The organism is Leptospira kobayashii, from assembly GCF_003114835.2.
GTDB classification, from domain to species: Bacteria; Spirochaetota; Leptospiria; order Leptospirales; family Leptospiraceae; genus Leptospira_A; species Leptospira_A kobayashii.
Genome location: NZ_AP025028.1, coordinates 1947399 through 1970370, shown reverse-complemented (window position 1 = coordinate 1970370; position 22972 = coordinate 1947399). Strand labels below are relative to the sequence as shown.

The 22972-nt window shown below is 40.0% G+C and carries 17 protein-coding genes; 3 read left to right on the top strand and 14 right to left on the bottom strand.

Annotation, left to right across the window (positions count from 1 at the left end; all coding sequences use genetic code 11):
* Positions 1 to 7 precede the first annotated feature (7 nt).
* Positions 8 to 463, bottom strand: a complete 456-nt coding sequence (locus DI077_RS08605; RefSeq protein ID WP_174705628.1) for a methylglyoxal synthase — start codon at positions 461 to 463, stop codon at positions 8 to 10.
* Between the two features lie 55 nt (positions 464 to 518).
* Here DI077_RS08605 and DI077_RS08600 point away from each other — a divergent pair, with 55 nt between their 5' ends.
* On the top strand, positions 519 to 1343 hold the full coding sequence (locus tag DI077_RS08600) for an FcpA-related putative periplasmic flagellar protein (protein WP_109019742.1): 825 nt from the start codon (positions 519 to 521) through the stop codon (positions 1341 to 1343).
* Here DI077_RS08600 and DI077_RS08595 read toward each other — a convergent pair whose 3' ends face one another.
* From DI077_RS08595 to miaB, 3 genes are all read right to left on the bottom strand, one after another.
* Positions 1344 to 2177 (bottom strand): hypothetical protein, encoded by an 834-nt coding sequence (locus tag DI077_RS08595; RefSeq protein WP_174705631.1) that lies wholly within the window; start codon positions 2175 to 2177, stop codon positions 1344 to 1346.
* Positions 2178 to 2244: 67 nt separating this feature from the next.
* Positions 2245 to 3897, bottom strand: a complete 1653-nt coding sequence (locus tag DI077_RS08590) for an LptF/LptG family permease (protein ID WP_423241775.1) — start codon at positions 3895 to 3897, stop codon at positions 2245 to 2247.
* Positions 3863 to 5242 carry a tRNA (N6-isopentenyl adenosine(37)-C2)-methylthiotransferase MiaB gene (gene miaB, locus DI077_RS08585; RefSeq protein ID WP_109019740.1) on the bottom strand — a complete coding sequence of 460 codons (1380 nt, stop codon included), beginning with the start codon at positions 5240 to 5242 and terminating at the stop codon, positions 3863 to 3865. Before miaB ends, DI077_RS08590 begins: the two co-directional genes overlap by 35 nt.
* 91 nt (positions 5243 to 5333) lie before the next feature.
* On the opposite strand from miaB, the gene DI077_RS08580 reads away from it, so the two are divergent.
* Positions 5334 to 5942, top strand: a complete 609-nt coding sequence (locus DI077_RS08580; protein WP_109019739.1) for a DnaJ domain-containing protein — start codon at positions 5334 to 5336, stop codon at positions 5940 to 5942.
* Here DI077_RS08580 and DI077_RS08575 read toward each other — a convergent pair.
* The 3 genes from DI077_RS08575 to DI077_RS08565 are packed head-to-tail and all read right to left on the bottom strand — an operon-like array spanning position 5935 to position 9722.
* Entirely contained in the window at positions 5935 to 7077 is a 1143-nt protein-coding gene (locus DI077_RS08575; protein ID WP_109019738.1) for a DUF1574 domain-containing protein, read from the bottom strand. The genes DI077_RS08580 and DI077_RS08575 overlap by 8 nt on opposite strands.
* Before the next feature lie 7 nt (positions 7078 to 7084).
* Entirely contained in the window at positions 7085 to 8518 is a 1434-nt protein-coding gene (locus DI077_RS08570; RefSeq protein ID WP_109019737.1) for an MBOAT family O-acyltransferase, read from the bottom strand.
* A gap of 34 nt (positions 8519 to 8552) precedes the next feature.
* The gene (locus DI077_RS08565; RefSeq protein WP_109019736.1) at positions 8553 to 9722 is read right to left on the bottom strand and encodes a class I SAM-dependent rRNA methyltransferase; all 1170 of its coding nucleotides are present in this window, start codon (positions 9720 to 9722) and stop codon (positions 8553 to 8555) included.
* A 56-nt stretch (positions 9723 to 9778) separates the two neighbouring features.
* Here DI077_RS08565 and DI077_RS08560 point away from each other — a divergent pair, with 56 nt between their 5' ends.
* Positions 9779 to 12358, top strand: coding sequence for a SpoIIE family protein phosphatase (locus DI077_RS08560; protein WP_109019735.1), 2580 nt, complete (start codon positions 9779 to 9781; stop codon positions 12356 to 12358).
* Between the two features lie 18 nt (positions 12359 to 12376).
* On the opposite strand, the gene DI077_RS08555 is transcribed toward DI077_RS08560, so the two are convergent.
* The 7 genes from DI077_RS08555 to DI077_RS08525 form a co-directional block, all read right to left on the bottom strand.
* Positions 12377 to 13243, bottom strand: a complete 867-nt coding sequence (locus DI077_RS08555) for an undecaprenyl-diphosphate phosphatase (protein ID WP_109019734.1) — start codon at positions 13241 to 13243, stop codon at positions 12377 to 12379.
* A 1-nt stretch (position 13244) separates the two neighbouring features.
* A complete protein-coding gene (locus tag DI077_RS08550) occupies positions 13245 to 13934 on the bottom strand; it encodes a lipoprotein LipL31 (RefSeq protein WP_109019733.1) in 690 nt (229 codons plus the stop codon).
* 69 nt (positions 13935 to 14003) lie between these two features.
* Positions 14004 to 17429 carry a transcription-repair coupling factor gene (mfd, locus tag DI077_RS08545; protein ID WP_109019974.1) on the bottom strand — a complete coding sequence of 1142 codons (3426 nt, stop codon included), beginning with the start codon at positions 17427 to 17429 and terminating at the stop codon, positions 14004 to 14006.
* Positions 17430 to 17465: 36 nt separating this feature from the next.
* Positions 17466 to 18317, bottom strand: coding sequence for a pantoate--beta-alanine ligase (panC, locus tag DI077_RS08540; protein ID WP_109019732.1), 852 nt, complete (start codon positions 18315 to 18317; stop codon positions 17466 to 17468).
* Complete coding sequence (hisD, locus tag DI077_RS08535; protein WP_109019731.1) at positions 18314 to 19609, bottom strand: histidinol dehydrogenase; 1296 nt, start codon at positions 19607 to 19609, stop codon at positions 18314 to 18316. Before hisD ends, panC begins: the two co-directional genes overlap by 4 nt.
* 45 nt (positions 19610 to 19654) lie before the next feature.
* Positions 19655 to 20857 carry an LIC11435 family protein gene (locus DI077_RS08530; protein WP_109019730.1) on the bottom strand — a complete coding sequence of 401 codons (1203 nt, stop codon included), beginning with the start codon at positions 20855 to 20857 and terminating at the stop codon, positions 19655 to 19657.
* A complete protein-coding gene (locus DI077_RS08525) occupies positions 20847 to 22967 on the bottom strand; it encodes a FecR family protein (protein WP_109019729.1) in 2121 nt (706 codons plus the stop codon). The genes DI077_RS08530 and DI077_RS08525 overlap by 11 nt, the downstream gene beginning before the upstream one ends.
* Positions 22968 to 22972 lie beyond the last annotated feature (5 nt).

Here is a 22972-nt window from a genome sequence, read left to right as displayed (position 1 = left end):
AGATAAATCAATGTTTAACGGCAAGTCTGGAACCGTAGTCAATCAATTGGCGATTGTATTCTTTCTCCATAAGTGGGGATGAAATTAGAAAATCGGCGCTGGCACGGTTGCATGCCATTGGAATATTATAAAGAACTGCAATACGAAGAAGTGCTTTTACATCCGGATCATGCGGTTGCGCAGTCAATGGATCCCAGAAAAACACCATGAAGTCGATTCCATCGTCTACGATCTTTGCTCCGATCTGTTGATCTCCCCCGAGTGGGCCTGAAATAAAGCGATGTACAGGCAACTCAGCCCGTTCGTGGACTAACTTACCAGTAGTTCCTGTTGCAGACAGTCTGTGTTTGGCAAGAGTCCCCTTATTATAAAGGACCCATTCCAACAAGTCTTCTTTTCTATTATCATGGGCGATCAGAACTATATTTTTCGTAATCTCCATTTTTCTCTGAATTTGTGTCATGATATGATAGTTCTTGCCAAGTTCCTAGATTCAAGGAAAGTTTATAAAAAGCGTTATGGAAAAAATACTGTCTCGTTTCTACATTTCAATTTTAGTCCTTATTTCTATTTTTCCTCAGGGAAGAACCAACGCTGATTCCCAAAGCTCAGTCTCCAGAAATACATCCGATTCCAAAATCGAACAAATTCTACCCACTTCTCCGGACAAAGATTCTCCTTGGGGAACCGGACCGGAACGATTTCAAGAAATGGAAATCCTGGATTTGGTAGATGAAGCTTCTTCCCAACGAAGATGGAAGGAAGCGAATAAAGAATATTCCATAGCGATCGAAGGATTTGAAATCGCGACCAAATCGGTTGCAAAAAAAAGAGAAGAAGCAAAATCCCTTGTCTATTACGAAGATCGTTATGATTGGCAAAGAAAAGCACGCAACGAAACAAGAGAAAAGGAATTTCAAAAAACACTTTCGGATGCTCGTAATCAGGCCGTCCTCCGGTTGATCAAAGCAATGGCTTTTTTGGATAAGATAGAAAATCCGAAAGTAAAATCAAGCGAGCCTTATTTGGATTTGAAATCAGGGCTGTATAGAGAATATATCAAACATCAAGATGCATTTAAAAATTATATGCAGTCGGCGGATTTTTTAGAAAGATACATCAGTCTTTCCGAGAAAAACGAAAAGGAAGCGGAACCACATCGCTTACTTGCTTTATCGTATGAAAAACTGGAATTCAATGCGACGAAAGGTAAAAATCCCTCCATTGCGGAAGAATGGAGAGAGTCCAAAAAGAAACATCTACTCCGATTTGCAGAATTACATTACGGAAGAGAATCGAAAGAATTTACTGCAATCGAAGAAAAGATCGCTCGGGATATCTGATCACATCCCGAGTTTTGCTTTCAATGCCTTGTTTTCTTCTACCAAATCTCTGATTTCCTGTTCCGTATATTGAAAAAGTCTATCTTGAGCTTTCAAGATTTTGTCCAAGTTCATCTCTTCGATTCTGGAATAATTTAAAACTTCTTCGGTTGCTTTCTGAAGCTCTAACGCTTGTTTAAGTTCTCTTTCTCTTAATACATCCAATTGTTCGCTCGCTTTCACTCTGCCGTGAAGCTCAATCATCTCTTGGTTCTTAAGATCTGTTACTTTTTCTAAAGCAAGATTGATTCCCGCTTGGGATTTTTTTACCTGTTCTTCGTATTGAAGTATGGATTTTAATGCGTCGTTTTCTCTTTTTGAATCTTCATATTCTCTGTGAGCAAGTGTAAAGACTCCTTCGAAAAAACCTACGTTCTGCAAACAGCTGTTACCTATGTCTAAAGCGGCTGCCTTATAAAATTCCGCTTGGATCGAACGATCCAAAATCAATCGTAATTCTTGGGTACGAATCGGATTTTCCAAAACCAGAAATCTTGAATTTTGATCAAAGTCTTTCTGAATTTGCGCTCCCCCGTCTTCCGAATGAACTAGGATCAAAGATAAAAAAGGATGTAATTCGAATTCTTTTTTGATTTTGGTCTGAATGGTTTTCCATTCAGAAAGGCTGATTTGCAAAAATAGAATGTTTATATCATTGGCTGATAGTTCGATTTTTCCAATTTCACTGAGAGAAATATTATTCACTTGGATTTTGATTTTCGGATGTTTCCATAACTCCAAAGGAAATGCACGGTTATGGGAAAGATTCCAAATAATAGAAGTTTTCAACGATATGACTCCAAAAAGATCTTCTAATTGATTGAACACGCCAAGGAGGGAATTTTCCAGCAAAATTTTACCTTTATCCCCGTTTCCTAAATTGATTTTTCAGGTCCTGCAGGCGGTTTTTGGACCGGTCCCAAACCTCGCCGCATTTGTCCTTAGCTTTAAAATAAAAACCCAATTTGGCTCGAATTGATTCAGGTAGCTTTGCATCTGTTCTAGATATCATAATATATACGGAAATTCCGGCAATTACCATATTTGCAGACCAAGGACCAACCCAATCGGGAACATTTGCTTTATAAGATATCCCCGAACCAAATATAAAAAACAAATAATAAATTAATAGAAATACAACTGCAAGCGTAAAACTCATTCCTTTTCCGGATCTTTTGACTACAAGCCCCAAGGGAAAGGAAAGAAAGAAAAAAATCTGACAAGAGAGAGGGGTTGCAAACCGCTTATGAATCTCCACATTGAAAGAAGTAAGTGTTTTTTTAGATTCATTCAAAAGTTCTGTCAATTGGGAAAAAATGGAAAATTTTTGCGTAAGCTCCGACTGATCCATCGTTCCGTTCGATTGGCCCAAAATAATCTCATATTTCAGTTGCTCAACAATACCACGGAGCCCTTCCACACCTTTGATGGACATTCCCATTTCCTTTAACATCTCTAGACCGGGGATATTTTCCAGACCTTCGCTTTCTATGGAATTTCGAATATGGATGAGCATGGGAAGTGAAAAAGTATCCGGTTTTACATTGATTCCAAGGGTTTTGGTTTCTTGTTTGGGAGGAACATTATAGTCCATTTCTCCGTTTAGAAAATTGGTAATGCTAAGCCCTCCGTTTTCCGTATTCCATTCCACAACAAATCCTTTTTTCAATCGAATTGACTTTTCATATTCTCCCTTGGGATTCTTTTTCTCGACTAACATTCCTTCCTTGGCGTTGATGATCTGCGTGACTTTGGATCCGCCCATGGGAATGGCAAGGTTATTGAACATGATATAATCGGTTCCTTCCGCGGAAATCTGCCATTCGCGAATCTGAACCTTACTTAAATTTCCATCGTTATCCACTCCGCCCGAATAGAGGGTCCTGCCTTTTTCAGCAAAAAGATCCTGTGTTTTATCTCCGGAAAACTGTCCCGGCTGAATAGCGAGTAACGGATTGTAGGTGGTAATCCAGTTATCAAACTCCTTCATCTTTCTTGTATTTTCCGGCCCAAGATAAAAATTAAGATAACCTACAATCAGAGTCATCACGAAGCCGAATGCCAAAAAATTCGAATAGATAAACGGGAAAGATACACCGGAAGCACGCATCGCAGTGATTTCCGAATCACCTGACAGGCGTCCTGCGGCCATAATTCCAGACATCAAACAAGCCATTGGAATCGTCATAGGCAACGTATTTCCGAAAACATACCCCATATAATCCAAAAGTCTGAAAAAATCGATTCCTTTGCCCACAAATAGACCGATCATCTTTTGAATGGCTACCGCCATGTATATCATTGTAAAAAAAGACAATGCTACCAAAAAAGGGCTTAGAATTTCTTTTAGGATATAAATACGTAAGATAGGAGGTTTGAATTTTTTTAAAAAACCACCCTTATCCGTATGAACTTGAAAACCGGGGGGAAGATCCTCTTTGGAAAAAACCCTTACGGTTCTTAGATCTACCTTTTTCGTATTATCCACGAACCGCCTTTCCCCTAAGGGTTGCACTGGATGCTGATTCGACTTGCACCGGGATGGTTTTTCCGATCCAATCCTTAGGGTCGCTACTTTCTCCCGAAGGGATCGGGAATACGATCATTCTACCGCAATGGGATCTACCGCATAACTCGAGTTTACTTTTTTTCGAAGTATTTTCGATCAATACATCGAATGTGGTTCCTATTTTCGAATTATTTCTTTCATGGGAAATTTTAGTCTGTAAATCCACGAGTTCGATGAGTCTTTGCGATTTTTCCTCTTCGGGAACATCATCGATAAACTTCCGCTTGGCGATCGTTCCTTCCCTTTCGGAATATTTGAACATATAAGACATGTCGTATCCGACTTCTTTTACAACTTTTAAAGTTTCCTGGAATTCTTCCCTGGTTTCTCCGGGAAACCCTACGATGATGTCGGAAGTGATCCCTACATCGGGGATTTTTTTCCGGATCATATCGACCACATCCAAGTATTCTCTTTGAGTGTAACTTCGTTTCATATCCCGAAGCACTTTATCGTTACCCGCCTGCAAAGGCATATGAATCTGAGAAGAAAATCTTTCCTCTCCCGCCATAAGATCGATTAGGTGAGTTGGGAAATCTTTAGGATGAGGGGAAGTAAAACGAAGCCTTTCTATTTTGGTTTGTTTTAAAATCTCTTCTACTAGTACGGCAAAATCCGAATGTTCGTGAGCATAACTATTTACATTTTGTCCGAGAAGAGTCACTTGTTTGACTCCTAGATCGATCAGTCCTTGGATTTCTCTGATAATCGATTCCGGCTCTCTGCTTCTCTCTCTTCCACGGGTATAAGGAACCACACAAAAAGTACAAAAATTATTGCATCCCCTCATGATTGTGACGAAGGCTTGGATTCCGTTGATTACCTTCGGTTCCAATTCATCATAAGTTTCCAATTTGGAAAGTCGGGTGAGTTGTACATCTCTTTCCCCTCCTCTAATCTTTTTAATCAGCTCGGGAAGATTGCGATAATTGTCAGGGCCTACAATCAAATCCAAAGGGAGTTCCTGGTGGAATAAATCTTCTCCCAGGTTTTGCGCCATACAGCCCAAAACACCGATCACAAGGTTCGGATTTTTTTTCTTTAAGTAACCGAGGGATTGAAGTCTGCCGTAAATTTTTGCGTGGGCGTTTTCGCGGACAGCGCAAGTATTTAGAAAAATAATATCCGAGTCTTCAATGGTAGTTGCGGATTCGTAATTTTCTTTTTTGAAAAGCTCACGGACGATTCCGGAATCGTATTCGTTCATTTGACACCCGTAGGTTTCTACGAAAACCTTACCCAATTCAGCTGGGTGGGAAATAGATTCCGATTCTTGCAGGGACAGACTCATATAATTCTATGATTTTTCGAAAAATCGTCTTGTAAAGCAAAGAACATCCCTTATCTCATAGGAATCCAAAGGATTACGCCTTGGAATCATTATGCCGAAAGTCAGGAAGGAAACATATTACGAAACCCTTTGCGTTTCCAAAACGGCAAAAAAGGAAGAAATCCTCTCTCAATACGAGGATTTAAAGGGGTTCTGGGTCTCCCTACTTCCCAAAGCTCCCTTTGAGGCCGAGACAAAACTGATAGAATTGACCCGCGCTTTTCAAATTCTGAACAATCCTGCGGATAGAAAAGAATACGATGAATCATTGGATTTTGATTTTGTACTTTTGGATGGAAAAACAAAAGATCCTGAAATGGAAGAAGCGTATTCGGTTTATAGAGCCACTCATGGCAAAACCTACCAAGAAATACTAACCGAGTTTAGTCGATTTAAAGAGGAATTGGGCGATACTCTTTGGATGTTAAAAACAAGCACACTCTATCTTTTAGGAATATTATTCTCATATACGATCGTAACTTTATCCCTTTCTTTTTTAGAAACATGGATCAGAAATTACGAAATGTTTTACCAATTCGTAAATAGATATCTGATCCCCGGATTTTTGATTTTGGGTTCGGTCGGATTTTTGCTTTTTAGAAATTTTTTTCTGATTCCAAAAGCAAAACGAAGAAAAGAGCTGAGAAAGAAACTTAATTAGATCCGGCCAATTCCTTCGGGAATAAAATCGGTAAAAGGTTCGAAAAACAAGCTCCGCTCAAATGGAGGGAATCCACAAAATCCTTGCAGGTCCAACGATTGTCACTCACAGGATCGATGATAAAATAAGGACTGTTTGGTTTTGAATCCAATGTTCGAATGATTGCGAATGTTTCTTTATGAAACTCTTTCCAGATTCCCGATTCTTCCATACGGCGTCGAAGAGGTTCCGCAACTACCGGATAATAAAATACGATCGGAATATTTTTACCTTCCATAATGCGGACTATCTCCTTAAAGAAATAAATCTGAGTCGGAGCCAATTGGTAATTCTTTAGATACTGATTGTAAATGTTCTCTGCATCTTTTTCCAAAAAGAAATCCGCATTTGCAAATTTGATCTCGTTGGGCAATGCTCCGAATTTGATTCTATTGGCAAGCTTGATCTTATCCAGGTAACCTCTTTTGTGTTCTTTGCCTGTGATTCCGAGTCCTGCCACAGGAATAAAACCGACTTCAATCTCCTTATTATTTGCTTTGATTGCCGAAGGATCGAGAGGGTATTTATAAAGTGCAAAAAGTTTCTTTAAAAAATAAGTCTCCACTTCATCGACCGAAAATCCGTCCGCATCCGTTTTCCAAGGGTTAATCGACTTTAGTCTGTAAAAATCCAGATGTTCCAAAACAAATTTCATATCATAGGAACCGTTTAACGAATAGTCGATGGAAGAACGAGTGAATAGAATGGGATCGATCTCCACCATCACGTAAGAAATGGGAAGCTTCTCCTCCAATATCCTATGCAACCAATAGTATTGAAAGGAAGGAGGACCAAGAGGTGCCGCAAAATTAAAACTATTCGTATTCGGAACAAATTTCCGAATCTGTTCCGAATCAAATTCTCCGGAACGGGAGCTACCGAAGATCAATCCGATTTTTTTAGCAGGGTCTTTTTTGTTTTCTTCCAAAAGAACCTGATAGAGATCTTCTTTCAGTTCGTAAAAACTTCTTTCAATCTTTTTCCAACTATGTGTATTTTCTACAACGACAGGCAAAAAGAAAAGTTTATCGATTCCGAAAAGAATCAAACAAACAAACAAAGGGTAAAATAGAAAAGGTTGTTTTTTCCAGCTCATATATATTTCAGAATTGAAAGTAAATAAATTCCGTTCCTCCGGGAGCGAGATAACCGAGCAAAACCAAAGAGAAAAATCCGAATACTACTAGAAAACCAAGACTCTTGGCAGTAGACCAGTTAGCACGGGGAAAACTTTCTTTGGTTTGAAGATAGTTAAAAAGAAATGTAACTACTAACGAATACAATACGAATTCGGTTTTCACTATCCTTTCTCCGGAATGACCGAAGAAAGCATTGCTTAAAAGCTGTAAAGACCTGGGCATATCGGGTCCGTTGAAAAATGCAATCGTGATGGCGAAAAGTGAAAATGCATAAAAAACACCTAAAACCTTTCTATAGGTTGGCAAAGGTTTTTTGGTATCGATTCCTTTCGATTTTCGGTACGTTTCCCATTTTCTTTCTATACTGAGGGAAATTCCGTGTAGAAACCCCCACATAAAAAAAGTAACGTTTGCTCCGTGCCAGATCCCTGCAGCGGAAAAAGTGACGATGAGGTTGAAATATTGTCTGATTTCGGAAACCCTGGAGCCACCTAACGGCACGTAGATATAATCCTTGATCCAGGAGGAAAGAGTCATATGCCATCTCGCCCAAAGCTCCCTATTGGAAACCGAGAGAAAAGGAGCTTTGAAATTTTCAGGCAAATCGATTCCGAGTAATTTACCGAGTCCTCGGGCTAGATCGGTATATCCGGAAAAATCACAGAACACTCTCGCCGCATAACCGAACATAGCCAACCAATTTGTCAATTGGTCGAATCCGTTCGGATTGGAAAAAATCGGTTCGATGATAGGAGATAGATTATCTGCAATGACTACTTTTTTAAGAAGACCGAGAAATACCAAATACACCCCTTCCAAAAGCTGGTGTTTGTTCGCAGTCCATTTTTCCAATTGATAAAAGAACTCTCCGTGGCGAACAATGGGACCCGCTACCAATTGAGGAAAAAAGAAAATGAATAACCCGAAGCGGAGAAAGTCAGGGTTTTCTTTTGCATCCCCCCGTTTCACATCAACAGCATAGGCAATCATTTGGAAACTATAGAAGCTGATTGCCAAAGGTAATGTGATCGACTCAAATCCGAACTGGCTATGTAAAAAATCCTGAATGTGTTCCGGTTGAAAGAACTGGGAGCCTGTAATGTACAAAAGACTGTCCCAGAAAAAGTAAAAGTATTTGAAGAAGAATAGATTACTTAAATTTACAAATAAGAGAAGATGAAAAAATTTCGAGTTCGGATCTTTTTGCACTCTTTGGTTGCATAGATGATTGAACAACACCAATGCTAAAAAATGAAATGCGAAAGGGAGTGACCACGCCGCGTAAAACAGTATGGATACTAAAAACAAAAATACCAATCGAAAACTTCCTTTAACGGACCAATTTACGATGTACACAATTAGAAAAAAGGCAAGAAAACTGAGCGATGTGAATTTCATCTTAGATTGTTCCCATTTTTAAAATCTTTTCCGATTAATCAACTTGAATCACAAGACCTTTAAGGTATTCCCCTTCCGGATGATAGATGGAAAATCCGTGATCCGGGCTTTGGGTCATTTTATATAAAACTTTTACATTCCGTTTTGCGTCTTTTGCCGCACCGAAAATAATCTTTTGAAATAAATCGGGGGATATATGTTGGGAGCAGGAAAATGTAAATATAAGCCCTCCCTTCTTGATTTTGGAAATCGCTTTCAAATTGATCTCCTTATATCCTCTGGTTGCTTTGGGAACGGTTGCCGCCGATTTGGTAAACGCGGGAGGATCGAGGACAATCAAGTCATATAGATCCGAATCCATCGTCTTCAGATATTCGAAACTATCCGCCACTATACTTTTGTGTTTTTTCAAAACTGCCGAATCGAAATTCAGACTTAGATTTTTCTCACACAACTCAATCGCCGATTTGGAAATGTCCAAAGTATGAACCTGTCTTGCCGCATTTGACAATGCATAAACACTAAAGGCTCCCGAATAACCGAATGTATTTAAAACCGTTTTGCCTTCGGAATGTTCACCTAACAAGAATCTGTTTTCCTTTTGGTCCAGAAAAAATCCAGTCTTTTGACCTGCTTCCAAGTCTGCGATAAATTTAAACCCGTTCTCCAAAAACCCGGAAGTTTTGGCATTCCCTTTCCAATATTCGGAAATCATCTCATCGGAATGATCCGATTTTTCCCTTTTTTCCAAAATGGTATCAAAACCTTTTTCTTCCAAAAAAGAAAACAAAGTCTGTTTATGAAGTCTGGCTCCCGGTGTGCGAAATAGAATTACGGCAGTCGTCGCATAACAATCCACAATAAATCCCGGGCATCCATCCCCTTCGGAATTTAAAAAACGAAATGCATTTGTCTTTTTGGGATCGATCAGATCTTTTTTTCTCTGGAAAATAGCCTCAAACCGATCTTTCCAAAACCCAGGGGAAACATCCGTAAGTGCTTCCGTAAAAGAAAAAAGCCGAATCCTGATTTGACTTTTTGGGTCGTAATGCCCCCAACCTAAAAAACTTCCCGAAAACGACTCTACGCGTACAGTTTGCCCGGAGAAAATATCCTTAGGAATGGATTCAATCGCCCCGGAAAATACCCAGGGGTGAAAATTGAGAGCTGCTTTTTCTTTATCTTTTTTAAGTCGAATCGACATAAATTTCTTTAAAATGTCATTTAAATATTACAAAAATATGAATACTGAATATAGGAATGAAATCTTCTCTATTTTCGCTTTTACTCATCTTTCTTCTAACTCTTGCGGAACTTACCGCTGAGACTGCTATTCCCCTCCAGATTGAGAATCTGGATTCTCCTGTCAGCTTAGATTCTGAGGCAGGTTCGGAATCCCCCTGGCTCGCCAAAGAAGGAGCCCTCTCTCAGGAAGAAATCCAAGGCATAAACTTTTCGGATTTTAAAAGGGAGACCTGGAAACCGGTCCGGGTTCCGGGAAATATCCTGAAAGATGTTCCCGAAATGAACCAAAAAAAGACAGTCTCTCTCTTAAAATGGATCCGTCTTCCCAAAGACGCAAAAGGAAATCTGGCAATCCGCTTGGGAGTGATCAATGATAGAGATAGAATTTATGTGAACGGCAACTTTCTAGGAGGAAGCGGAAAATGGGATTCGGAAGATCCCCAATGTTATGACAAAATCAGACTGTATTCCATTCCTGATAAATTTTTAAATTACGGAAAAGAAAATTCGATACTGATGATCATTCAACCTTACTTTGATTATACGGTAGGAGTAGAACAGGACAGAACCGAAATCGGCCTTGCCGATAAACTTTTCAAAGACTACTATCGGGAAGAATACACAAAGCTGTTGTTTCTTATGATTTACCTGACGGTCGGAGGTTACTTTTTATTTTTATTCGTTCGCAGAAGAAGGGAATCGGAAAACTTTTTCTTCGGACTTTTTTCAATCGGACTCGTAGTTTATAATCTGCTTCGAAACCAAATCAAATATGAATTCGGTATCAGTTTTCTGCCCATGAAACAGGTGGAATACATTATTTTAGTGACACTCATTCCTTTGATGTTTCATTTTATCCGGAAATTATTCGATTACAAATACAAACTTTTTTATAAGATTCTGGATGCTCTTGAGCTCGGATTCATCATATCGTTTTTATTCACTTCCGATATAGAGTATTATAACTTTATGACGACTAATGTGATTCAACCGACCTGGTTGCTTTATGTGATCGTTATCTTTTATTTTTTGATAAGAAAAATAAGGGAAAAAGATAGAAAGGCTTATTACATACTTGCCGGACTTATCATTATCATTCTGGCGACGGTTCTGGATATACTTTCGACCCGTGGAACGATTATCTTCCCTCGGATTTTAGGTTACTTCTTTCTGGCATTTATCATAAGTTTGGCGACAATTCTCGCAAACTCGTTTGTAAAACTGAACGAAGAAGTGGAAGATCTCAACAAAAATCTTGAGAAAAAAGTTGAAGAACGTACAAATGCACTCAATCAGACATTGAAGCAAGTCAACGAATTGAAAGATCAACAGGACGGGGACTATTTTTTAACTTCACTGCTGATCAATCCCCTTGCCCGTAACGATAATAAAAGCCAGAATATTCTGACCGAATTTTATACCAAACAAAAGAAAAAATTCGAATTCAGAGGCAAAAAACACGAGATAGGCGGAGATATTTGTATTTCCTCGAATTTGGAACTATCTTCCAAACGTTATACAGTATTCGTAAACGCGGATGCAATGGGAAAATCAATACAAGGGGCCGGAGGGGCCTTGGTCCTTGGAGTCGTATTTCACGCAGTCCTTGCACGCTCTCAAACTACGAATAATCAATCAAAGTCTCCCGAAACATGGTTGAAAGAACTATTTCTCGAACTTCAAACCGTATTCGAAAGTTTTGACGGCTCCATGTTGCTTTCCTTAGCGCTAGGATTGATTGAAGAAAACACTGGATTTCTTTATTATATAAATGCGGAACACCCGTGGACGATTCTTTACAGAGATGAAAAAGCGTCTTTTATCGAAGAGGAATTGTGGATTCGAAAACTGGGAATTCCGAAAAACGATGATAGTTTCTTCATCCAAACTTTGCAACTTTATCCGGGTGATGTTCTTATTTGCGGATCGGACGGACGGGATGATTTGGCACTACCTACAAGTAGTTTGGAAAATAGGATCATCAATGAAGATGAAACATTAATCCTTGGCTCCATAGAAAAGTCGAAAGCGGATTTACAGATGATCGTTCAGGATCTATCCGATTACGGAGAATTCACCGATGATTTAACATTGCTTAAAGTTACTTATTTGGGTCCGGAACAAACCAAATCGGAAATTCCTGAACATTTGCAAACAACCTGGGAAGATGCTAAAACAAAGGCGAAATCCGAAAAAATCAAAGAAGCAAGTGTTTTACTGGAATCCATTGTCAGGGAAATTCCGGAACAGGAATCGATACTTTCCCTACTCGGACAAGTCTATTATAAATTGAAAATCTGGGAAGATGCTACAAATTATTTGGAAAAGGCGATCGCACTTCGACCGGACAAAGAGGATTTGATTTTACTACTCTCCATTGCTTTTAGAAAGAAAGGAGATTTCAACCGTGCGATCGATTGGGGAGAAAAACTCTTTCTCAGAAATCCCTGGAATACCAAAAATACGATCCATCTTACAAATCTTTATTGGAAGTCCGGAAACAAAAAAAGAGGCGTAGCCGTTCTAAAGAAAGCGATGTTAAACGACAAAGACAATGAAACCTATCTGGAATTGTACGACAAACTGGAGAATTGAAACTCTTCGTTTTTTTTATTAAGAAGCCGATTTATAAAAATAAATCAGCACAACAAGTCCGAGGATCAGTCGGTAAATCCCGAAGGAAATAAAACTTCGTCTTCGTAAGAATTGTAAGAACAAACGGATGATTACGATACAAACCAGAAAAGATACGATGCTTCCGAAGAGTAAAATTCCTACTGTTTCCGAATTCAAAATCGCTCTGTGTTTATAGAGTTTGTACAAACCGGCGATCGTTAACACAGGCAAGGCGAGGAAAAAGGAAAATTCAGCGGAATCTTTTTTGGAAACTCCTAAAAATCTAGCGGTTATGATGGTTGCTGCAGAACGGGAAACTCCCGGAATCAAGGCAAAACATTGAAAAACGCCGATCAGAATCGCGTCCTTCATTCCGATATGTTTTTCTTCCGATACTGCAGTTTGCGGATTCTCGCGGCGGGATCTCCAAATTTCTACACCGATCATCACCAAACCGCCAATAAACCATGCTAAAGAAAGTATCAATAGAAGATAAGGACTTTGTTTGATCTGATCCAATTTGGATTTGAACACAAAGCCGAAAACAAGGATTGGCAAAATACCGAAGAGTATATTTCGGTAAAACAAAAATCCCGTCTCTTTCGATTTGTCACCTTTCAGATACTGAAAGGATTCGAAAGCATGCGCCGTTAGTTTTTTATAATATAAATAAAATACGGAAAGGATTGCTCCCGATTGGATGAAGATATCGAATAAATCTTCGAAAGATTCACTGATATCCCCTAACCCGGTAAAAGGGAAAAAATGACTGAATAGAAAAAGGTGACCTGTAGAGGAAACCGGAAGGAACTCCGTGGCGGCTTCGATCAAACCACGGAGAAAGGCGTTAAGAGTATTGTCCAGATTACTTTTTTTCTACTGTTGTAGAAGGGTTCGGTTCAATTGCTTTTCTTTTAGGAGCAAGATACGCATCCAAATCGAATTTCTCATTTCGTTTGATTGTAATTTCTTCTTTGATACGTTCCACTACCAAAGGAAGTTGCTCTCTCGTTTGAACTTGTTTCATTTGAGCTTTTGCAAAAGATAAACATTTATCAATTGTTAAAGAAGCAATGTTTTTGTCCGTATTGCGCATTCTTTCGCATTCCGCTTTTGCTTGGTCATCGGAGATTTGAATTTTTTTCTCAACCTGCTCCGAAACGTACATTTGCGCGATAGTTTGCATTTCAACTTGTTTTAAAACCTCTTGTACATCGGGGCGAGAGAAATAACCTTTTTTCTCCGCAACAAGTTTTGTCATGATCATCTGTCTGTAAGTTTGGTAAAAGTTTTTCTTTTGCAATTGGTAGTTCAAATCTTGGAACTGACCAGGCACTTCGGAAATGTCTTTTTCAATGAACTCAAGTAATGTCTTTTTTTCAATATTTTGCAATCTGCTGATAGAATCCAAAGCGGTATCGTAAGCAGCTTCGAAATCTTTAACAGTGATTTTATAACCGTCTAAGGTTTCAATGACAGGGCTTGTGTCCCCGCAATTGACTAAAAGAAAGCTGGAAAAGCTAAGGATAGAAAGGATTAGAATTTTTTTTGCCATGGAGGGAAATCCGACCGACTTTATTGTATATTTTGTGAAAAGATTTTCTAAAAACAGACCGTCTGTCCATCACTTTTTTACTACAGGAGGTTGGTCCAGAGAAAGAAAGATGAGTAAAGACAATAGCTTTTTGATCTTTTTCAGATCGTCCTTTTCGTTCGGCGAATAACGTAGAATGGACGGCTCTTGCGGGTGAATGAGTAGTCCGGGAAACTTTCCCAATGCCTGAATGATCTTATCCGGGTTGCCTCTGAAATAAGTTCCGCATTTGAATCGGACTTCCTCTCCTTTTTCCGAAACGGATTCAAAGCCGAGAGTGGACGAAAGAGTCCGGATCTTTTCCAATTCCACAAACGTATTGGCAATCGTAGGAAGTTCTCCGAAACGGTCTTCCATCTCAAGAGACAACTCTTCTATTTCATCCAGATTACCCGCGCCTTCAAATCGTTTGTAAAATTCGATCTTTTGTTTTGTATCCGGAATGAATTCGTCGGGAAGATAAAAATTGGTAGAAAGATTAACAGCCGTTCGCACTTCCACATGAACTTCTTCGCCTTTGACTCTGGAAATCGCTTCTTCCAACATTCTCACATAAAGGTCGAATCCGACTTCCATGATATCGCCGGATTGTTCTTTCCCGAGCAAATTCCCCGCGCCCCTTATTTCCAAGTCCCGCATGGCAACCTTAAATCCCGATCCAAGCTCCTGGTATTCAAAGATAGTGTTCAATCTTTTTTCAGCAAGCTCAGTGATCAGCTTTTTAGAAGGGTAAAATAAATAAGCGAATGCTTTGCGATCGGATCTACCCACTCTTCCCCGGATTTGGTAGAGCTGGGACAAACCGAACATATCCGCCTTCTTTACGATCAGTGTATTTACATTCGGCATATCGATTCCGGATTCTATGATCGTAGTAGTGACTAAAATATCATATTTTCTATGATAGAAATCGACCAGAGTTTCTTCGATCTCATCTTCTGTTAGCTGGCCATGTAAAATTCCCACTGCTGCTTCGGGAACCAGAGAGCGTACATAATTTGCTTCTTCTTCAATCGATTCCACTCGATTGTAGAGATAAAAAATCTGACCACCTCGTTCCATTTCCTTGCGGATCGCTTCCTGGATCAGAACATCGTCTTCTTCCAAAACATAGGTTTCGACACTTTGTCTGTTTTTAGGCGGAGTGGAAATAATGGATAACTCTCTAATCCCCGTGAGTGCCATATGAAGAGTGCGGGGAATCGGAGTCGCAGTCAGAGTCAAAACATCTACAAGTTGTTTGAATTTTTTAATCGCTTCCTTATGATTAACACCGAACTTCTGTTCTTCGTCGATTACAAGCAATCCCAAATTTTTCGGTTTTACTTTGGAAGAAAGAATCGCATGGGTACCTATGAGCATGTCGATTTTTCCTTCACCAAACAGACGCAAGTCCTCTTTGATTTCGGAAGGAGAACGGAACCTGGAAATAAATCCTAGTTTTATGGGATAATTTTCGTATCTTAGTTTGAATGTATTGAAATGTTGCAATGCCAGGATCGTGGTAGGAGTGAGTAACATCACTTGTTTCCCCGCCATAATCACTTTAAAAGCAGCGCGAATCGCTACTTCTGTTTTTCCGTAACCCACGTCCCCGCATACCAACCTGTCCATGGGCCTACTGGACTCTAAGTCCTGTTTGACGGATTCGATCGCCGAGATCTGATCGGGAGTTTCTTCAAATTCAAATGCCGCTTCAAACTCTTCCTGCCAAATCGTATCGGGAGGAAAGGAAAATCCGTTCAGCTTCATCCGATTGGAATACATAAGGACCAGATCTTCGGCTAATTTATCTACCGATTCCTGTACTCTTTCCTTTGCTTTCTTCCAGGAGTTTTTGCCAAGAGTATCAAGTCTCGGAGAATCGGTTCCTCCGATGTACTTTTGAACAAGAGAAATTTGGTCCAAAGGAACAAATAATGTATCTTGTCCCGAATATTCTAATTTTAGAAAATCCCTTTCTTTTCCATCCGCTTTTGTACGTTCGATTTTTACGAATCGCCCCACACCATGATTTACGTGTACTACGTAATCACCCTCTTTCAAATCAATGAAAGATTCGATCATCTGCGAAGCTTGTTTTTTATATCTTGTCTTTCTTTTGTATTGACGGCCGAAGAGATCGTTGTCTGTAAATACGAACAAATGTTCGTCGGCAACGGAAAATCCTTTTCTCAAATCGGAAATGGCAAGATACAGCCCGGGTTTCTTGGAAAAAATATCTATTTGTTTTGGTTCATCTGATTCGGGATTGAGAGTTGTGATTTTGTCATCGGGAAATAACCCTTGCAATCGGCTGAGTTGAGCTGCGAAAGAGGAAGTGATTAAAATCTTTGCTTGGTCATCGCTTGCAAGAATCTCATCAAAATATTCTTTTGCTTCTCTGATCTTTCCTCTGAAACTTCTGGACTCACTCAAAGGAAAAACGGGGATATTGTTTTCTTTTTCAGGTAAAAGATGAAAATGAACGGAAGGGTAATTTTCTTCCGTAAGCAAGGACCACTCCTCGTCAAAAGAAAGTAGTTCCTTCGGCTCCAAACACAAAGACTCGTCTTTCTTCTTTTCGAACAAAGTCTCATATTCCCTTTTCATCCCGAAGGCTCTCTCTTTGGATTCCTGGTATTTAGGGAAGATAAAAACAGGCTTTGAATCGAATAGATGCAGGATTCCTTCATGCAACCTAACGAGAGGAAGGTGCTCTTCTATGATGACATTTTCTTCTTCGATAGGAAGGCGTTTCTCCGCATTCTCTTCCAAAATGGATTTGTATTTTTGGATCTCATCCATACTCGGAACCGATTCGTTCGCGGCGGTGATGAGAACCTCTTCGATTTTTTGAATCGATTTTTGAGTATTGGGATCATATGTTCGGATTTCATCCACAGTATCTCCGAAAAAATCGATCCTCACCGGATGATTCGAATAAGGAGTGTATATATCCAAAATTCCGCCTTTCAAACTGAAATGACCGAATTGTTCGCAAACTTCTTCCCTGTGATAACCCAAACGTACCAGTTCCGTTATCAATTTGGATAATACAAAATCCTTTCCTTGTTGCAGTAAAACGGATTTTCCCCGCAAACTCTTCTTATGCGGAATTTTTCTGAGTATGGAAGATACGGATGTAATAAAGATCGCTTTTTTATCGGAAAATATCCGATTGATGGAAAGAATTCGGTCTCTTTTCCATTCCGTTTGCCATTTGGTATATTCGTAAGGAATATTTTCCGGGCCTGAAAATAAATAGATGATATCATTCGGTAAAAAACTCAAAAGCTCGCGATAAAACGCTTCCGCTTCCTGATTGGTAGGCAAGATCACAACATAATGATCGTTACCTGGAATCTCTTTGAATAACTCGGATGTTATTAGGGAATGAGCGGATTCGGGAATCCCACTTAAACTCACTTCCGATTTTTTTAATTGTTTGAAAATCTCTTTATAATCAAGAGAAATCGATTTGGCAAGTTCTTTGGTTTTCAAGTGGTTCTCTCAAGTTTTGGAAAAACGCTGATTGTCGATGAGCCTTGTTTTTCCCAAGAAGACTGCAATTGCAAGCAACAGATCCCCTTCCAATGTCAATTTTTCCTGTAAGGTATGCGGGTCAACCGACTCAATATAATCAATCTTTACATCCGGAGAAGACAAAAGAAAATCGGCCAAAATTTCATGAAACACTTTCGGATTCTTTTCTCCGTCTTTAAGAAGTTTTCCTGCAAGAGTAAACATTCTGGGAATCAGACTTGCATTCTCTCTTTCTTTTTCCGTCAAACGGACGTTCCTGGAACTCATGGCAAGTCCGTCTTTTTCTCTCAGTGTGGGAACTCCGATGACTTGGATGGGAAAATCCAATATACGAACCATCTCTTCGATGATTCTGAATTGTTGGTAGTCTTTCAGTCCGAAGAAAGCTAAATCAGGGGTTACCAAATGAAATAGTTTACTGACAACAAGCATTACCCCTTCAAAATGATTGGGTCTTGTTCGCCCGCAAAGATTCTTTTGAAGCCCCGGCTGTTTCATAATCAGATCGGGATTTCCATCGGGATAAATGGTTTCTTTTGTCGGTAAAAATACGAGATCCACACCGGCATCTTCGCATTTTTTCAAATCGCCTTCGATATCCAATGGGTATTTCAAATAATCTTCCGGGTCATTGAACTGAGTGGGATTGACAAACAAGGATACTACGGTTTTGTCTGCCTTTGATTTCGATTGTTCTATCAATGAGATATGACCGGAATGCAAATAACCCATAGTAGGCGCAAAACCGACCGATTTTCCATCTTTTTTCCAAAGGGAAATCGAAGACTTCAGCTCTTCTTTGCTTTTACAAACAATCACTTTGAATCTTCCTCATATCTCACCTTAACACTTGTTCCATGTTCCTCATCCAAACCTTCAAGTTCGGACATCAATTTGACATGAGGGTAAAGTCTGTTCAATGATTCTTTTGTGATTTCCTGAAAGGTAACACGTTTGAGAAAACTATCCACACCTAACGAGGAATAAATTCTACTTCCTCCTGCAGTGGGAAGTATATGATTGGTTCCGCTGATATAATCTCCCATCGCAACAGGAGAATAATTTCCGAGAAAAACGGACCCTGCATGTTCGATTCCTTTAAATACGGAATGAGGGTCTTCCGTTTGTATTTCCAAATGTTCGGGAGCAAGAAGATTCGAAAATGTTACACAATCCTCAAGACTCGGAAAAATACAAATGCATGAATTTTCATAAATCGCTTTTTTCTTCATTTCCAATCGTTTCGGTCTTTCTACGAATGCAATTTCCAATTCTTTGGAAACGGACTCCGCAAGCTTTGCACTTGTAGTGAGCAAAACCGCCGATGAGTCCTCTCCATGTTCCGCTTGCGATAACATATCGCAAGCCACCCATTTCGGATTGGCGGATTCATCAGCAATGATACAAACTTCACTGGGACCTGCGGGGCTATCGATCCCGATCTGGCCAATCCCGGCTAAGTAGGATTTGGCGGCCGCAACGTAGGAATTTCCCGGACCAACTACAAATTCCGAGCGGGGAATGGTTTCCGTGCCGTAAGCAACGGCTGCGATTCCTTGAGCTCCACCGACGGTAACGATACGATCAATTTCTAAAATTTGTGCGAGCCATACCAGGATCTCGGGAAGCCCTCCTTTCTGGGGAGGAGTCACCAATTGAATCTCCCTCACTCCTGCAATTTTTGCAGGAATGATTCCCATCAGAACGCTGGATGGATAGAGCGCTGTTCCTCCCGGTGCATAAACCGCAAGGGATGGAATGGGGGTGTATTTTACACCTAACAGGTTCCCATCGACTTTCACATTCCAGGAATCCCTTTTCTGTGCACGATGAAATTCTTCTATATTTTTTTTTGCGGTTAAAAATGCGGTTTGAATGTCTTGGGGAACATTCGTTTGAATCGAATGCGGGTCCAGAATCACGGAATCCAATCGGATGGAATCGAATTTCTCTGTAAATTCCTTAACTGCTTTGTCCCCGTTCTCTTTCACGGACTGAATGATGGGGATTACTTTTTCTTTGGCGGAACTCAAATCCTCTTTTGCTTTCTTCAGCAAATGTTGAAAACTGGAAGGACGACCGAGATCCGCTTGCACAATCGAAACAGGCATAAGAATACCTTATTTCGAATTACACTCTACTCTCAAGCTTTTTGTCTAATAACGAAGCGAGAATTCCACCTGATAGGATGAGGATACATTATATCCGGACGCAGGCTGGATCGAAGAGAATGGGTCTGCCGCCATTTTAGCGTTAACTCTTGCAGTCTCCTGTCCCAAAGGAAGACCGGGGGCGGTTTCCAATCCGGCTACGTTCCTTCTAGCGGAAAAATAGGCGTCTACGAGATTATAAAGCACAAATAAACCGAGCACTCCCGCACCTGTTTGAATCGTTGTTAATTGCTGTTTGGCAGAGTTGAAATTCGCTTGTGCGGAGTTTCGATTCATTAACCACAAAATTTGAGAATTGGGATCTTCTGCCAGGAACACTCCAACCAGCACTGCACTTTCATAAGAAGACTTGGCCGATTGAAATTTGGAATACGAACTTGCGTAGGCACCTGCGATCCCTATGGCAACAACGGGATATACGTAGAATTTCCAATTCTCGCCATCTATGTATTTTTGCCCCCAGCCGGGAATCAGGGAAGATCTCCAAAATGTAGACCAATAAGGTGTTTCATAATAGTCTTCCGGAATTTCCTTCTTCAAAATCCTTTCCTGTCTTGTAGCGAATCGTTTCGCCTTTTCTTTGGTTTCGGAGAAAACAATTCTCTGTCTTACATTCAAAGCTTTCTTTCTGGGGTTTTCCAAAACCAAATCATAGATCCCGGTATTCATACTCGGGTCTATATCAAAAACCGCACGGGCTCTGGTGGCCGATTCCACTTCTACCTTCTTGGCAGGAATTTTTTTTCCATCGATGACCATATAGACTCTCATTTGATCGACAAAGTCAGTACCTTGCAGATCAAAAACCTTTTGTTTGTCTTCTTTGGAAATGGAATAAATACTATCATTGGTTAAAGTAGGAACTTTGGAAACCACTACTTCCAATCTTACCCATTCGGAATAAGCACCGACTTTCCCCAGTTTGTTGATAACACCTACCCTATGTTCGTAGACTCCCGATCCCAGATTGGTTACATTGTACGAATTGGATGTAGTCTTTTCGGACAATACCATATATCCGTTTGAATTTTTGATTTCCAAAATATATCCGGAAGCTCCCGGGATTTCCTGCCAAGATATGGATTGAGGGGGTTCATCGGTTGAAGCAGGCTCTTCCGCATATACACTCATTGATATAAAAAATATCAGACTAAAGCCAAAAGATCCTTTTAGGATTCTATTCCACATAGATTTTTCCAGGAGTTAAAATTTTAGGAATCTTCATAGCAGGCAAAGATATATAGAATTCGGATCTATGATAAACCGACTCTTTTTCACCGGAAGTAGTTCCATACAAGGAACAAAGTTCCACGCGAAACCTGCCTTCATTTAATTTCTGCAAATCGTTGAAACCGTATTTGGGTTGTGTCACTCTTTCGCTAAACACCTGTTTTTCGCGCACTCCGCTGATATCGATCAAACGAATTCTATAGCCGATTGCTTTTTCAGTCGGTTTCCAGGTAAATGCGATACTTGTTTTGGAAAGCAAATCAATGGTTTCTCCTCTGGTAGGCGTAACAAGAACCGGTGCTTCCATGGAAGTGTTAAAGGAAAAACTCCAGGAATCACTGGAAGTGTTTCCCGAATTGGATGCTCCCGTCACCCGCCAGTAGTATTTCCCGAATTCTTTTAATTTCACTTCCAGGTAATGATTTGAAGTGGTTTCTTTCAGGATTACGGAACTGAAATCGGGAGATTTCGAGACTTCCAAAACATATTCCGATTTTGCGGATAATTTTTTCCAACGAAGGACCGCTCCTCCGTTTTCGTTTGCTTCCACATCAGAGCCGTTATTCGGGGAAACCAGATTCAAATCCTCTTTTGCGACGATGGAAAAATTTCCGATCGAGGACACAATATCCTCTTTTCCGCTTTGCGTTCCCCGAACCCTCCAAAAATAATTTCCTTCGTTCAGATCGGAACCTAGTTTTAAAAAGTTGCTCTGAGTCGTTTGTTTGATGAGTGTCTTTGAAAAATTGGAGTCGGAACTGACTTCCAAAGCAAAAGACGGAAAGTCCTTATTGTCCTTCCAGGTGAAGAAAATATTATTTTGAATCTGATCTTTGGTAAATACTTTCCCTTTGGCAGGTTCCAAAATTACGGGAGGTTCCAGATTTAGTTTTTTACCGACGGTGAATTTACTTACGGAAGAAGTCTTTTCCTGTACATCCGGCATATTTGATTTTGCAACGACTCGTGCAAAATACGTTCCGTCTCCCAAACCATCGAAGGCAATGGATTGATTCTGGGTCTGTTTGGATTTTAATCCCTTTGTGAATCCCGGATCTTCAGCGATTTGAGCCGTATAACTACTGTATAAATCCAATTGGTTCCATACAATCTTAACGACAGGAAGATCGTTTGTATAATTGTAATTGTCTCCTTCTTTCGGAGAAAACAATCGAAGAGGAGGATCGGTCAACACTCTGAATCTGCCGGTTTCGGAAAACTGTTTTGTCTTCGATTCGGGATCAAGGTATGCGATTCGCCAATAATAAGAACCATTGCCCAGTGATTTGGAATAAGATCCGGATTTGATTTTATCTTTTAATATCAGTTTGGCGAAATCGTGGGAAGCGGACACTTCGATCGTGGGAGAGGTTTTAAGTGTTTCCTGTGTTACTCCATTGAATGCAAAATTTACGGTTTCATTGCCTGATTCTACGAAATAATTTTTCTTATCGGGAGGTGACACCAAACTGAATTTAGGTTTGGAAACCTTCACACCCTCTTTGGAAACACTCGCCATCTGATCTTTCCCGACGGTTTCTTCTTTTCCATTGGAATGAATCTTCGCTTCCCCTTCTCCTACTTTTACATTCAACTCGTCTTTTGTCTTATCCAGTTTGACATCACCTTTGCCGACTTCTACGGTTTTGTCACCTGACGTAATGTTCATTTTGGTTTCCCCTGTGCTTCCTCCGTCACGAGCAGCATCAAAGGCACCATAAGCAAAATTGATATTTATATTTTTCTCGGAAATATCCAAAAGGATCATTGAGTTTTCGGCAATATTGATTTTGGTTCCGTCATTTAAAGTAAGGACCGCATCGGAAAATCCTTCCGTACGAATCGTATCTCTGTTTTTTACTTCGGATCTGGATTCGATATTATCCCAAACAACCTGATCGTTGTATTTTCTAAGTACGGTTTTTGTTTTAAAAGTAAGTACACCGATGGTAGGACTGTCCGATTCTCCGGGACGCGCTGTTAGATTTTTATACAATAAAAATGAAAACAGCCCTATCAAAGAAAGCAGGAAGGTGACTACGTATTTTGTATCATTGAAAAAACGCATAAGTT